This is a genomic window from uncultured Imperialibacter sp. (genome assembly GCF_963974565.1).
Taxonomy (GTDB): Bacteria; Bacteroidota; Bacteroidia; order Cytophagales; family Cyclobacteriaceae; genus Imperialibacter; species Imperialibacter roseus.
In genome coordinates this window covers 180340-193788 of record NZ_CAXBCJ010000003.1, presented here as the reverse complement: position 1 = coordinate 193788, position 13449 = coordinate 180340, and the positions used below count along the sequence as shown (strand labels likewise).

General features: G+C 46.3%; 13 protein-coding genes. 9 read left to right on the top strand and 4 right to left on the bottom strand.

Features of this window, described 5'->3' with window-relative positions; genetic code table 11:
- Nucleotides 1-75 precede the first annotated feature (75 nt).
- A complete protein-coding gene (locus tag AAC052_RS05840; protein WP_339811659.1) occupies nt 76-1971 on the top strand; it encodes an ATP-binding protein in 1896 nt (631 codons plus the stop codon).
- Nucleotides 1972-2038: 67 nt separating this feature from the next.
- Nucleotides 2039-2761 (top strand): response regulator transcription factor, encoded by a 723-nt coding sequence (locus AAC052_RS05835; RefSeq protein WP_339811657.1) that lies wholly within the window; start codon nt 2039-2041, stop codon nt 2759-2761.
- Here the strand turns inward: AAC052_RS05835 and AAC052_RS05830 are convergent.
- A complete protein-coding gene (locus AAC052_RS05830; protein ID WP_339811655.1) occupies nt 2758-3318 on the bottom strand; it encodes a thioredoxin family protein in 561 nt (186 codons plus the stop codon). The genes AAC052_RS05835 and AAC052_RS05830 overlap by 4 nt on opposite strands.
- 155 nt (nt 3319-3473) lie before the next feature.
- Here AAC052_RS05830 and AAC052_RS05825 point away from each other — a divergent pair, with 155 nt between their 5' ends.
- On the top strand, nt 3474-5084 hold the full coding sequence (locus AAC052_RS05825; RefSeq protein ID WP_339811653.1) for an amidohydrolase family protein: 1611 nt from the start codon (nt 3474-3476) through the stop codon (nt 5082-5084).
- 130 nt (nt 5085-5214) lie between these two features.
- Entirely contained in the window at nt 5215-6261 is a 1047-nt protein-coding gene (locus AAC052_RS05820) for a tetratricopeptide repeat protein (protein ID WP_317488498.1), read from the top strand.
- On the opposite strand, the gene AAC052_RS05815 is transcribed toward AAC052_RS05820, so the two are convergent.
- From AAC052_RS05815 to aspS, 3 genes are read right to left on the bottom strand one after another with little or no spacing between them, the layout of a single operon-like run.
- On the bottom strand, nt 6253-7131 hold the full coding sequence (locus AAC052_RS05815) for a glycerophosphodiester phosphodiesterase family protein (protein WP_317488499.1): 879 nt from the start codon (nt 7129-7131) through the stop codon (nt 6253-6255). The two genes, AAC052_RS05820 and AAC052_RS05815, sit on opposite strands and share 9 nt — an antisense overlap.
- Before the next feature lie 37 nt (nt 7132-7168).
- The gene (locus AAC052_RS05810; protein WP_339811650.1) at nt 7169-8278 is read right to left on the bottom strand and encodes a BamA/TamA family outer membrane protein; all 1110 of its coding nucleotides are present in this window, start codon (nt 8276-8278) and stop codon (nt 7169-7171) included.
- 1 nt (nt 8279) lies between these two features.
- A complete protein-coding gene (gene aspS / locus AAC052_RS05805) occupies nt 8280-10031 on the bottom strand; it encodes an aspartate--tRNA ligase (RefSeq protein ID WP_339811648.1) in 1752 nt (583 codons plus the stop codon).
- Nucleotides 10032-10244: 213 nt separating this feature from the next.
- Here aspS and AAC052_RS05800 point away from each other — a divergent pair, with 213 nt between their 5' ends.
- The 5 genes from AAC052_RS05800 to AAC052_RS05780 are packed head-to-tail and all read left to right on the top strand — an operon-like array spanning nt 10245 to nt 13433.
- A complete protein-coding gene (locus AAC052_RS05800) occupies nt 10245-10721 on the top strand; it encodes a hypothetical protein (protein WP_339811646.1) in 477 nt (158 codons plus the stop codon).
- Nucleotides 10722-10781: 60 nt separating this feature from the next.
- Nucleotides 10782-11492: a hypothetical protein gene (locus AAC052_RS05795; RefSeq protein WP_339811645.1), complete on the top strand. Its 711-nt coding sequence runs from the start codon at nt 10782-10784 to the stop codon at nt 11490-11492.
- Complete coding sequence (gene yidD, locus AAC052_RS05790; RefSeq protein WP_339811643.1) at nt 11410-11820, top strand: membrane protein insertion efficiency factor YidD; 411 nt, start codon at nt 11410-11412, stop codon at nt 11818-11820. Before AAC052_RS05795 ends, yidD begins: the two co-directional genes overlap by 83 nt.
- A complete protein-coding gene (locus tag AAC052_RS05785; RefSeq protein ID WP_339811641.1) occupies nt 11810-12646 on the top strand; it encodes a hypothetical protein in 837 nt (278 codons plus the stop codon). The genes yidD and AAC052_RS05785 overlap by 11 nt, the downstream gene beginning before the upstream one ends.
- Nucleotides 12576-13433 (top strand): hypothetical protein, encoded by an 858-nt coding sequence (locus AAC052_RS05780; protein WP_339811638.1) that lies wholly within the window; start codon nt 12576-12578, stop codon nt 13431-13433. The genes AAC052_RS05785 and AAC052_RS05780 overlap by 71 nt, the downstream gene beginning before the upstream one ends.
- Nucleotides 13434-13449 lie beyond the last annotated feature (16 nt).

Sequence of the window (13449 nt, the reverse complement as noted above, 5' to 3'; positions counted from 1 at the left end):
TAGTACTATTCCAAAAGGAAAAAAACCAATAAAAGCTTATCTTACCGGAGCCAACAACTTATACCGTAAATCTTCATGCGACCGAAATTGTGTCTTGCCGCATTGATGCTTTTTTTCTCCCTAAGCTCAAGTAGCCAACCCGCCTTCATTGACAGTCTTGAAAATGTACTGAAAACCAATATTCCGGACACCAGCCGGATCAATATCCTCAATGCGCTGGCAGAAAAATACCGCTACTCCAATCCGGAAAAGATCTACCAGTACAGTCATTCGGCCAGGGCAAAAGCACTGACCAAAGCGTTCGCTCCAGGTCTCACCAGATCCATGTATAATCTGGCTATTTATTACGAGACCTACCGAAACGAAGACTCACTTCAATACTATTTCGAAAAATCCCTGCACCTCTCTGATTCGCTCGGCGATAAAAAATACCACACCCTCACCATGAACAGCAGGGGTCTTTACCTGGTGTCGAAAAGGAGGTTTGAGGAGGCAGTCAACATATTTTATGACGTGCTGAGAAGCCACGAGGAAGCTGGAAACCCTTATGGAGAAATGGCTGCTCTCAATAATATCGGTCTTGTATTTATGGAGCTGCGTCAGTATGCAAAGGCGATCTCCAACTTCAAGAAGGCTTTGCCAAAAATTCCTGAGCCGCATCCGGTGGTGCTAAACAACATCGGCTCTTGTTATGGGAGCCTGTCTCGTTACGACTCAGCCGAATACTTTGTCACGTGGGGTATAGAACGGGCCAGAGCAACCAACAACTTGCATGCGGAAGCAAACGGTCTGCACATTCTGGGAACGGTTTACGAGTCAGCGGATGACTATGACAGGGCGCTGGAGATGTTCTTGACAGCAGAAAAAATACGTGAGAAAGTGCCCGGCACTGCCATGCAAATAGCCGACCTGACCAATATTTCCAACATTTATGCCAAGCTAAAAAACCCGTCGAAAGGTATTGAATATGGCAATAGAGCATTAAAACTGGCTGAGGACGATCAGGTAGACTACAAGATTGAAAACATATATGAGGCACTCGCCTTGAACTATGAGGCGGCCGGAAACTTTCAGCGAGCGACAGAATTATACAGGAAGTGGGGTGTTGAAAAAGACTCTTCATATGCGAAAGCTCAGTCGGAGGCACTTGCCGAGATGCAAACAAAATATGAAACTGAAAAGAAGGTGCAGCAGATACAAATCAGGGACCTGCAATTGGCCGAGCAGGCTTTGCTTATCCAACAAAAGAATCTCCAGCTTTATGCATTCATTGGTGGAGTGGTCGTTTTGCTTATCCTGCTATACCTGGGCTACAATAGGCTGAAGCTCCAGCGAAGAGTACAGCAACTAGAACTGGTTCAAAAAATTCAGTCAGAACGAGAACGCATTTCAAGCGACCTCCACGACCATGTAGGCGCTCAGCTGACAAGTATTCTCTCTGGCCTGCAGATTACGGATCAAATTGAGGGATTCAGGAAAGATGAAGAAGTGCAAAAAATCGTGAGCAGTCTGAAAGCAGATGCGCAGGACACGCTCACAAGCCTTCGTGACAGCATCTGGAGCCTGCATCAGAGCGAAATAACCCTGGCCGATTTTATCGATCACATTGAAAAATACCTAACCAACGCAATCAAGTATAATTCCAGCCTCTCTTTTGAAATCATTAACCACATCGCCTACCCTTATAAGCTCGCCTCCCGGGAGGCGCTCAACATTACCCGGGTGGTGCAGGAGAGTATTCAAAACATTGCCAAACATGCTGAGGCTCGTCACATCATCGTAGACTTGTCCTTGAAGGAGTCCCTGGTGATAAAGATTTCCGACGATGGTGTCGGATTCGATACCGAAGCCATGGCTAAAGGTGAGCACTATGGCATTGAAAATATGAAACGACGTATGGAGGAAATTGGAGGCGGCTTTAGTATCTCATCCGTAAAAAATCAGGGATCTACCATTAGCCTCACTATTTGATTTACCCCAAATTGGGTATTGGGGCAATTAGTTCTTTACCCCACCTTTGACACTGAACAAAAAACCTATGGCTATTCGTATTGCATTGGTTGAGGATAATCCGTCGCTGAGAAAGCGATTCATCGACAACTTTAAATACTTCCAAAGTATTGACCTGGTACTAGTCAGTCCAACCGGGGAGGATTTTCTCAACAAAATGGAACAGGCCACTGCACAAGAGCTACCTCAGGTAGTTCTCATGGACATTGAATTGCCTGGCATCGACGGAATAGAAACGACCGCTCGCCTAAAGCAGTCACTGCCAGATATTGAAGTAATGATGCTCACGGTGTTTGAGCAGCCCGACAAAATATTCAACTCTCTGAAAGCCGGGGCTGTGGGTTACATGCTGAAGGACGAAAGCCCGTCCAATATTGTAAAAGCCGTTGAAGAACTGCTGGAGGGTGGTGCACCAATGTCGAGAACCATCGCCCGCAAAATGATTGGCTTGATTAGTTCAGATCCAAATCTGAGCGAGGATTCGAAATTGAAAGACCAGGCTATTCAGGAATATGGGCTCTCCGAGCAGGAAGTAAAAATAATCCAACGGCTTGTGGATGGGAACAACTACCTCGAAATAGCTGAAGGGCTCTTCATCAGTCCGCACACCGTAAAAACGCACATCAAGAACATCTACAAGAAACTTCATGTGCACAGTCGGGCCTCTGCCGTGAAGCTGGCCATTGCCAAAAAAATAGTGGGAATGGTGTCGTTGGTTTTGGCAGCAGCCGTCAAACTGCTGTCGGTCTAGCTCTTCCACTTAATATTGCAACCCATCGAGGGTAGCTGCTCCTCCTCCTTCACGGTGTCTCCGTTTAAAACTGCATCCAGTGCATTTCGCAAGTCTTTCCCAGTCAACGGCAGCCCGTTTCTTGGTGTACTTGCGTCAAGTCGTCCCCTGTAAACACATTTCAAGCCGGCATCAAACACATAAAAATCCGGGGTGCAGGCAGCCTGATAGGCCCTGGCAACCTCCTGAGTTTCATCGTACAAATAAGGAAAGGGGAAAGCCTTCTCTCTGGCCATGATCTTCATTTGCTCAGGGCCATCCTCTGGATAGTTCACCACGTCGTTTGAGCTGATGGCCACAAAACCTACACCCTTTAGCTGGTATTCACTGGCAATCGCCAACACCTCATCCAACACATGAATGACATAGGGACAATGATTACAAATAAACATCACCACGGTGCCTTTCTCAGCTTTGACATCGTTTAGCGAAAGGAGCTTGTTAGAAACGGTGTCTAAAAGTTTAAAATCCGGGGCTTTAGTGCTCAGTGGGAGCATCGTGGAATAAGTACTGGCCATCTTTTGACTTTTGTTTACTTAAAGACCTAAACAAGTAAAAAGTTCTGAAAACTAATAAATACGCTAAAATTACCTTCTGTAAAAGCGCTTGTTGGGCGGATCAACACTTATCTCTATCTTGATGAACATCTTCGAAAACCTAGCATACCCCAACCATGAGGCGAATTAACAAACAGACTATATTCCTTACGGCTTTAGCGCTTTTTCAAATATTTTCCATTGATGTTTCTGCCCAAAGGAGAAGTATCACCCCATCACCCGCCAGGGCTGAAGGTGACGGCCCCTACACGCAGCTCATCATTCGAGGTGCCATCATGATCAACGGCACCGGAGCGCCTCCAATCGGGCCAGTGGATATCGTTATCGAACAAAACAAAATCAAAAGCGTCCAGACCGTCGGCTATCCTGGTGTTGAGATCAACGCCGAAAGACGCCCAAAACTCAAAGAAGGCGGCAAGGAAATCGACGCAGCGGGCATGTACGTGCTTCCCGGCTTTATCGATATGCATGGGCACATCGGCGGCGTGACGCAGGGAACTCCGGCCGAATATGTGTTCAAACTCTGGATGGCGCATGGCATCACTACGATTCGTGAACCTTCAGCTGGCAATGGCCTCGACTGGACACTTGAACACAAGAAAAAAAGCCTGAAAAACGAAATTACCGCTCCCCGCATCGTGGCCTACACTGCCTTTGGAATGGGCAAAGAAGGGGGCATCAACAGCCCCGAAGAAGCTCGTCTTTGGGTGCAGGAAAATGCTAAAAAAGGAGCCGATGGCATCAAATTCTTCGGTGCCAGCCCCGACATTATGGAAGCTGCGCTGCGGGAGAATAAGCGGCTGGGTCTGAGAGCTGCCTGCCACCATGCGCAAATGGACGTGGCCCGGGCCAATGTGCTCAACACCGCCAGCTGGGGACTCACCAGCATGGAGCACTGGTATGGCCTGCCCGAGGCTATGTTCGACAACCGCACCATCCAGGACTTCCGGCTCGACTACAACTACCAGAACGAACAGCATCGTTTTGGCGAAGCCGGAAAGCTTTGGAAGCAGGCTGCCGCTCCATATTCAGAAAAATGGAACGCAGTGATGGACTCACTCATTGATCTCGACTTTACGTTGGATCCAACCTTCAATATTTATGAGGCCAATCGTGATTTAATGAGGGCCCGCACTGCCGAATGGCACCAGGATTATACACTTCCCTCGCTGTGGGATTTCTACCAGCCAAGCATGCAATCGCATGGCTCATACTGGCACTACTGGGGCACCGAAGAAGAAATTCAATGGAAAGAGAATTATCGCCTTTGGATGACATTTGTAAATGAATACAAAAACCGGGGCGGCAGGGTAACTACCGGCTCAGATTCAGGATTCATTTTCCAATTGTACGGTTTTGCCTATATCAGAGAAATGGAACTGCTGAGAGAAGCGGGCTTCCATCCTCTGGAGGTGATCCGCTCGGCCACTTTGTATGGAGCGCAGGCCCTTGGCATGGAAAAGGAGATTGGCAGCATTGAACCTGGCAAGTTGGCCGACCTTGTCATAGTAGAAGAGAATCCGCTGCAAAACCTTCAGGTACTGTACGGAACAGGCGCCATCAAGTTGACCGAAGACAATGAAGTCGTAAGAGTTGGCGGCGTAAAGTATACGATCAAAGACGGCATTGTTTACGATGCCAGGCAACTGCTGGAGGACGTGAAAACGATGGTGGCAGCTTCTAAAGAGGCAACCGGTAAGACCATCAAACAACCAGGCGTCAACTAAAATTCTATCTGATCGGCGTTCAAAAACCAGACCTCAGTCTGTATGGTTTTTTTGAAATTATCTTTTTTCAAGATTTTTTAGTATTATGAAAATTATTTGAAGCATCGCCCGATATCATAGTTATTATTGAATGAACATCCCCGATCAATCCTTTTTACTAAAACCACTTTTTGAAAAGCTTCCTCTTTCAACAGCATTCACTTTTGCACTCTTGTTGGTTCTGTTAAATAGCTGTATCCCAACTGAGCCCAGCAATGAGGAAAAAAGTGAGGAGACCACAGAGACAGTTCAAACTTCTGCAGAAAGTGATGAAGAACCTTACGAAGCTGTGTCTCTTTTGGGCAAAAAACTTAAAAGACCAGAGCTTTCTGAGAAGCAAAGGACAACCCTCGAAACAAACCTGGCAAAGGCTAAGGCAAATTTCGATGCGTATCCTGACAGCCTGGACTTCATCATTTGGTATGGACGAAGGCTTGCTTACATGTCGATGTACAAAGAGGCCATACAAGTATACACCGAGGGGTTAAGAGAATTTCCCGATTCGTACAGGATCTATCGCCACAGGGGCCACCGGTATATTTCCATCAGGCAGTTTGAAGATGCCATCAGGGATTTGGAGAAGGCGGCTTTTTATATGCGTGGGGAAGAAACCATGATCGAAAAAGATGGGATACCGAATAAGCTTAACATACCACTGTCAAGTACTCAGTTCAATGTTTGGTATCATCTTGGACTTGCCTACTATTTGAAAGGCAACTACGATAAGGCTATTTCAGCTTACAAAAAATGTATGGAGTTTTCCACCAACGATGACCTGCTGGTGGCTACCTCTGACTGGATGTACATTACTTACAGGAAGTTGGGGAATCTGCAAGCGGCTGACAAAGTGCTTGAGGCGATCAAACCAAAAATGAAGATCATAGAGAACGACTCCTATCACAAGCGCCTTCTTATGTACAAAGGTCTTTTAAAACCAGAAGATGTTCTTAATGCTGACGAAGAAGATGGGGTTCAACTCGCCACACAGGGCTATGGAGTGGCCAACTGGTACCTTCTCAACGGCAACATCGAAAAGGGCAGGGACATTCTGGAGAAAGTGGTCGCCGGCGAAAGCTGGTCAGCCTTTGGGTACATCGCCTCAGAGGTGGAGCTCACCAACCTGCAGGCGCTACTTTAATTCGTTTCTCAGGGCCAACGCAACATCAGGGTAATTCGTAATCACCCCGTCTACGCCCATGCCAAGTACTTTTATCATTTCGTCAGTTGTGTTCACAGTGTAAGGAATAACTGTCAAGCCTTCTTCGTGATGCCGTTCAACAAGCGACGCATTGATCATTTTATGGTAGTAGTTCATCGATTCCACATGTGCAACGGAGGCTCGTCCTAGTCTGAACTTATTGTCCTTATGAAACGGGACAAAGAAAAGCGACGTCTGGCTGACCAGCAGCTTTTGCAAAGGTATGTTGTAGCCACTGGCATGAGCCTCCTCCAAATATTTTGAGTCAAACGACTGAATAATGCACCACTCTTCGGCTCCATACTTGTGCACCTCCTCGGCCACCTGCTTTCCAAGTCCATCGTAAAGCCCTTCTTTTGGCCATTTGATTTCTATCAATACTTTCACTTCGCCGTTGATGCCTACAATGACTTCCGCCAGTGAGGGTACCAACTCACCCTTGAATGCTTCGCCAAACCAGCTGCCTGCGTCCAACGCACGAATCTCATCAAAAGTCATGGCTGAAATAGCGCCTGAGCCATTGGTGGTCCTGTCCACTGTGGCATCGTGCATGACTATGAGATGCCCGTCTTTGCTCCTGTGAACGTCCAGCTCAATCACATCAGCACCCAACTCAATGGCTTTGCGAAACGATGCCATCGTGTTTTCAGGAGCATGGCCAGCTGCGCCACGATGCCCCACGATAATGAAGCCTTTCTCCTTGATGTCGTTAATTGTGTAAGATTCCATGTTGTTTGCCATCACTGGCCAGAAGAACCAAGCTAACCCGACAGCGATCAGGCCGAGCCCACCTAGGATATACTTTAGCATAACAGAGATTTTGAGGATAATTTAAGCAATTAGACGGTCAAAATGCCTCGGCAACGTTGAGATAAACAGCATAGAAACCATCAGTTGCCACGCCGAAATCGAGTCTGAGGTTGAGCTTTTGATCCTTTATCGGCCTGAATCGCCCGCCAGCGCCAACCACAGCCTTCACCGGGGTTTGAAAAGCCGAAACTATGCCCGGAGAAACATTTCCAACACCTGCAAAAAGTACCCCTCCCAGCCTCCAAAAAAGCGTTCTTCGTCCCTCTACCTGAAAATACCAAGAGACTTTGTCACGGTACAGGTTTTCATTCTTGATTCCCCTCAGCCTGTCGTTTCCGCCTAACTGCGGAAGCCTGTAAAACGGGATATTGTTACCGGCCACGGAGTTAATCACAAGCTGCAGCCCCAAAACATGTTTTGGCGAGATCACTTCCCGAAAGTACCTTGAATCAATGTTCAACTGTGCAAAGGAATAGTTGCTACCCACTACTTTACTAAAGTAGTGGAGGTTGCTGGTGACGTACCAACCTTTTGAAGGGTAGAGGACGTTATCTCTTGTATCGAAGATAAATATTGGCCCTAGCCCGCTAGTCCAACCACCCTCGGTGCCCGACACCTCTCCAGTCTCCAGCACTGCCCCATCTTTGAAGTCGCTAAGCTTGTCATACCTGAAGTCGTACGACAATCCAAAAAAGTATTTTTCGTCCCTGATCTTCATCCACCGACCGTTCAGCTGGCCAAACTGATCCAGAAACATTTCCAGGTCATCCGGGTGTGTGTCATTTCCAACGCCGAAAAAAAAGTCCGGGTAGTTACGCACCCTCAGGGTATTGCTCAGGTAGGTAGCATTCTTAAAATATTGCTCTGATCGCAGCGAGCTGATCACTTGCTTGTTGGCAGTGTAAATAAATATCGGAGCCAGTGTGCTGGGTCGCTTGAAGCTGCTTGTGTCTACCCCCTTTTTCGGCAAAATCCACATGCCCATAAACCCGCCAAAGAACCTTGACTCAGGCGAATAACCCAAAATGGGGGCCGCAATGACCTTCCCTTTTTTTCTGGCAAGCGAATCCACCTTTTCCACGGTCTGACTTAGCCCACTCCATGGTACCAACAGAACCAGTAGAAACTGAAGGTAAGAACCCTTCATCTTACACCTTGCCAACAGAAATATTCAGCTCCTTCAGCTGCTCAGCAGAGATGGTAGAAGGCGAATCAATCATCACGTCCCTGCCCGAGTTGTTTTTAGGGAATGCAATAAAGTCACGGATGGAATCCACGCCACCAAACAGTGAACAAAGCCTGTCGAAGCCGAAGGCAATACCACCATGCGGAGGTGCGCCATATTCAAAAGCTTCCATCAGGAACCCGAACTGCTTCTTAGCTTCTTCGTCTGTAAAGCCTAGCGTTTTGAACATCAACTGCTGCGTAGGCCTATCGTGGATACGGATAGAGCCACCGCCCACTTCAACGCCATTGATCACCATGTCGTAGGCGTTGGCCCGGATAGCACCCGGATCGGTTTCCAGCAGCTTCATATCTTCTTTCTTCGGTGCCGTGAACGGGTGGTGCATGGCATGGAAGCGTTTTGTGTCCTCGTCCCACTCAAGCAAGGGAAAGTCGAGTACCCAAAGAGGTTTGAAATCGTCTCTTTTTCTCAGGCCGAGCTTGTTGCCCATCTCCAGCCTCAGCTCATTCATGGCCTTGCGGGTCTGGTTCTTGTCACCGGCCAATACTAATATCAGGTCACCAGCTTCGGCACCGCACGCTGCGGCCCATTCCTTCAGCTGATCCTCGGAGTAAAACTTGTCTACCGAAGATTTGAAAGTGCCATCGGTATTGCATTTGAGATAGACCATGCCTTTAGCCCCAACTTGTGGTCGTCTGACAAAATCGGTCAATCCATCCAACTCCTTGCGGGTGTATTCCGCACAACCTTTGGCACAAATGCCCACCACCAACTCAGCGGCATCGAACACCTGGAAGCCTTTGCCCTGGGTAAGCGCATTCAGCTCCACGAACTCCATACCAAAGCGAATATCTGGCTTATCGCTGCCATACTTAGCCATCGCCTCATCGTAGCTCATGCGAGGAAAGGCGCCAAATTCCAGTCCTTTTTCTTCTTTGAAAAGCGACTTCACCAGCCCTTCGAATATGTTGAGAATATCTTCCTGCCCAACAAACGACATCTCGCAGTCGATCTGGGTAAACTCAGGCTGGCGGTCTGCCCGGAGGTCTTCGTCACGGAAGCATTTCACGATCTGGAAGTAACGGTCGAAGCCAGACACCATCAGCAGCTGCTTGAAAGTCTGGGGGCTCTGCGGCAAGGCGTAAAACTCCCCCGGGTTCATACGGGAGGGTACCACAAAGTCACGGGCACCTTCCGGGGTCGACTTGATGAGTACTGGCGTTTCCACTTCGATAAACTTGTTGCCATCAAGGTAGCGGCGGGTGTACTGCATCATCCTGTGACGAAGCTCAAGGTTGCTTCTTACAGAGTTTCTACGCAGGTCCAGGTAGCGGTACTTCATGCGAAGTTCATCGCCACCGTCGGTTTCGTCCTCTATAATAAACGGAGGTACTTTGGCGGGATTTAACACCTCCATCGCAGTCACTCTGATTTCTATGTCGCCAGTCGGCATTTTAGGGTTTTTCGACACCCTTTCTATTACTTCGCCGGTAGCTTTCAGCACAAACTCACGACCCACACCCTGTGCCATTTTCTGAATGTCGGCAGCAGTTGATCCTTCATCAAACATGAGCTGTGTCAGGCCATAGCGATCCCTCAGGTCGATCCAGGCCATGCCGCCTTTGTCCCGGAGGCGTTGCACCCACCCGCAAAGTGTCACGGTAGTTCCTACGTGTTCAAGTCTTAATTCGCCACAAGTGTGAGTTCGAAGCATTGCTAGTCGTTTTGAATTTTGGGAGGCAAAGTTAGCAATACTTTGGTCAAATATTTTTCAACTTTGACAATTCAATACGGCATTAGTTGGCGATAAAGTTATGTGAGTAAGCACTTGGCAAAAATTCACAACAAAATTCCCACCGAACCCTTCTGCAATTTTTAAATAAATTGTTTCTTTACGGTAGTTATCACTCTTTAACCTATTCTTCATATGCAAAAAAAACTATTACGAGTAACCGCACTCTCTTTGTCTTTTTTTCTGTTAGTTGGTCAAATTGCTGTAGCAAGTCCCGAAAAGAAAACGTTTGAAGTTCAAGCGGCAGACATTGCTTTTGATCAGGAATCTTTCGAGCAGTCTTTTACCCTTTTGGACAAACTTGAGTCAACCATCAAAACCGAAGACATCAAAGACTATGAGGCTCTTAAAATTTTCGACGTTGAAGGAAATTACACAGATGCTTTGGATGTATCTTATTCAGTCAATGCCACTCAAAGGTTTGACTGGAGCAATTTTGATTGGGGCTCTGCGTTATGGGGTTTTCTATGCTGCCCAATCGGGTTTTTCGTTGTGATCACCAACAAAAATAAGACTTCTGATCAAAAAGTATCTTTCTGGATTGGCTTCGCCGCAGGAGTTGTGCTCAATGCCATCACTTATCCTCTGGTTTATCGTAACTATACCAACTAAACCAGAAAAATGTAAAAGTCTAAAGTTCGGGCAATCTGAAAATGATTGCCCTTTTTTATTATGAGCAAAAAACAACTTTTACTGTTCGTCCTTGCCACCTTGCCATTTTTTGGCACCAAAGGGCAGTCCATCAATACCAGAATAGAAGCTGACTATTCGATCAAAGAGGTTCTTCCTTCTGGCAAACAATCACTTGTGATGGGCAGGGTCTTTTACGACATCAACCAGAAAACCCTTACCCACCACCACACCTTTCCCCAGGAACAAATATTATTGTACAAGGACACGGTTGCTTACTTAGTGAAAGGGGAGGATGTCAAAAGACTACCGGGCTCATCTTTTACGGTCAACTTTTCCATATACCATCTCATATTGTCGAACAAGGCGTCAAATTTTGGTCTCGATGAATATGGTTATTCCCTTATAGACACGGAGAGGATTGAGGACAAAATTGTCACAAAGTGGGCACATCCGGATCTGGGAGCAGGGCATATTGTGATTACGCAAATTCGCAATCTGGTGGATGGTGTAATCTTTTATAGCGGTGAGAATGAAGTTCTAATACGCCAGTTTTTTAAAAATTATGAAACTTTTGGAAGATATCGGATTCCTACTAAAATTTTCGAAATAGTTAGTTTGGGCGATGGAGAATTAAAAAAAATGACTGAACATAAAAACATCAAAATTGATGACTATTCAGATGAAGCTGATTACTATGACTGTTTTTCTCTTCGTGTCGCTCCCCTCATTCGCACAGGTAAAGTCAATTAATCTTAACCAAGCATTGTTAAAGGAGCCTGTCAATACAGAGAAAAAGCATTTTGACCACTACTTCAAAAAAGCAGATGATGAGTTGGAAATGGCCTATACAGGATTGTTCTATGTGTACAAGACATTTATCAGCTCACAAGATGGTAGCACATGTTCTTTCTCCCCTTCATGCTCCGAATATGCAATTAGAGCGGTTGAAAAATTCGGCCCTATAAAAGGTGGCGTTGCCTTCTTCGACAGATACACCCGATGTAATTCACTCAGCCCTAACTTATACAAAAGGGATTTTCACAAAAAGAGACTAATAGACGACGTAGGTGAATTTTAGAAGCATTTTTTCGTTTTTCATATTATTGGTAGTGGCGCAACAGTCTTTCGCCCAGGATCTTTTCGACTATCAACACAGCAAGGAATATGCTGATTACCTCTTTTCAGCAAAGCGCTATCCGGAGGCACAACGAGAATTTGAGCGGGCGGTATTTTTCCAACCAGCCGACACTTCGGCGTGGTGGAAATTGGTAAGAGCAACTCAGTTCTCTGGTGATTATAAGTCTTCTTTAAAACAAATCGACGGCTTCATTCACCAATTTGGCTCCCCGGACAAAACGATATCAGTCAGCAAATTTTACAGCCATATTCATCTGTCGCAACATGAAGAGGCACGTGCGGTGTTGGTAGATAACAATAAGCTGGAATCGGACGACAAAAGGTTTTTAAAATTAGTCAGCTATGCGCTTGAAGACCGTTGGGATCAGGTAGTCCCAAATAGTGTTGACAGCACGGCGTCATATCCTATGAAGCCCTTGTTTGAGCTTTCTGTAAATTTTGAAAACGAAAAAATGAAGAGCCCATTCATCGCCGGCGCATTTTCGGCAATTGTGCCTGGCACAGGTAAGATATACGTAGGACATTGGAAAGACGGCCTTTTCTCTATGCTTCTCTTCTCAACGGCAGCATGGCAGTCCTATAGAGGGTTTGCGAAAAGCGGTGTAAAAAGTCCGATCGGCTGGGCATTTGGCGGCCTTGCCACAGGCTTCTACCTTGGTAATATATATGGATCGGCAAAATCAGCAAAAAAATATAATGCAAACAAGAAAGAAAAGTACCGCACTCACGTTAATAGCCTTCTGGATATTTATTACGGCATTTACTAGGGCAGGATGCTCGCAAGCAATACCCGAAGCGCTAACCCTTGCCGGTCACTACTTCGACAGGCAGGAATTCCAGGAGGCGTCAGAGCTTTACAGACGAGTTATTTTCTTTGATAAAAGCTCGGCCTACGACTCAATCACCATTCCGTCGCTGGCTGCTTGCGATTTTTACCTTCAAAAGTGGGACGAAGCTGCCGAATTCTTTCTGTTGTCTTTTAACGTTACGAACAACCATGAATTTTACGTTTATCACGTGGTGTCATTAATGAAAGCTGGTAAACTAATGGAAGCAAAAACTGCGCTATTTGGAATGGAAGTCGCCACGGAAGAGGGCCAGGTTTCGAAACAAATACTATTTGGGCTAATCGCCTACGAAGAAAGAGAATTTGAGGACGCAAAAAGATATTTTCATGCAGCAGGAAACTCGGTACCACTAAGTCAGGAAAATCTTGACAAAATTTGGAAAAAAACTGCTAAGGTTGAGAGAAAAACCAAGCTCAAAGCCATTGTGCTTAGTGGATTGTTGCCCGGTTTAGGGCATACTTACGCCCACCACTTGAGAGAAGGAGTCAATTCGTTTGTCCTGATCGCAGGCATAGGGGCTGCCTACATATTTGTAGCTAAAAATGTGGGGTTGATTGACGGAATCATCAGTATTTTGCCATGGTTTAATAGGTACTATGTTGGAGGTCTCAATGGTGCTGCTGAGCTGACTGAACAATTCAAAACTGAAAGTTTCGACGAGCTTTACAATGAATTGGTTCTTATTTCATCTCAATATATCATGTAAGGTGAAATATGCTCTG

Bases quoted from the DNA above. Each gene is read 5' to 3' on its own strand.
- AAC052_RS05835 (WP_339811657.1), top strand. From the start codon at position 2,039: ATGGCTATTCGTATTGCATTGGTTGAGGATAATCCGTCGCTGAGAAAG.
- AAC052_RS05840 (WP_339811659.1), top strand. From the start codon at position 76: ATGCGACCGAAATTGTGTCTTGCCGCATTGATGCTTTTTTTCTCCCTA.
- AAC052_RS05815 (WP_317488499.1), bottom strand. From the start codon at position 7,131: ATGCTAAAGTATATCCTAGGTGGGCTCGGCCTGATCGCTGTCGGGTTA.
- AAC052_RS05830 (WP_339811655.1), bottom strand. From the start codon at position 3,318: ATGGCCAGTACTTATTCCACGATGCTCCCACTGAGCACTAAAGCCCCG.
- AAC052_RS05780 (WP_339811638.1), top strand. From the start codon at position 12,576: ATGCAAACAAGAAAGAAAAGTACCGCACTCACGTTAATAGCCTTCTGG.
- aspS (WP_339811648.1), bottom strand. From the start codon at position 10,031: ATGCTTCGAACTCACACTTGTGGCGAATTAAGACTTGAACACGTAGGA.
- AAC052_RS05810 (WP_339811650.1), bottom strand. From the start codon at position 8,278: ATGAAGGGTTCTTACCTTCAGTTTCTACTGGTTCTGTTGGTACCATGG.
- AAC052_RS05795 (WP_339811645.1), top strand. From the start codon at position 10,782: ATGAGCAAAAAACAACTTTTACTGTTCGTCCTTGCCACCTTGCCATTT.
- AAC052_RS05820 (WP_317488498.1), top strand. From the start codon at position 5,215: ATGAACATCCCCGATCAATCCTTTTTACTAAAACCACTTTTTGAAAAG.
- yidD (WP_339811643.1), top strand. From the start codon at position 11,410: ATGACTATTCAGATGAAGCTGATTACTATGACTGTTTTTCTCTTCGTG.
- AAC052_RS05825 (WP_339811653.1), top strand. From the start codon at position 3,474: ATGAGGCGAATTAACAAACAGACTATATTCCTTACGGCTTTAGCGCTT.
- AAC052_RS05800 (WP_339811646.1), top strand. From the start codon at position 10,245: ATGCAAAAAAAACTATTACGAGTAACCGCACTCTCTTTGTCTTTTTTT.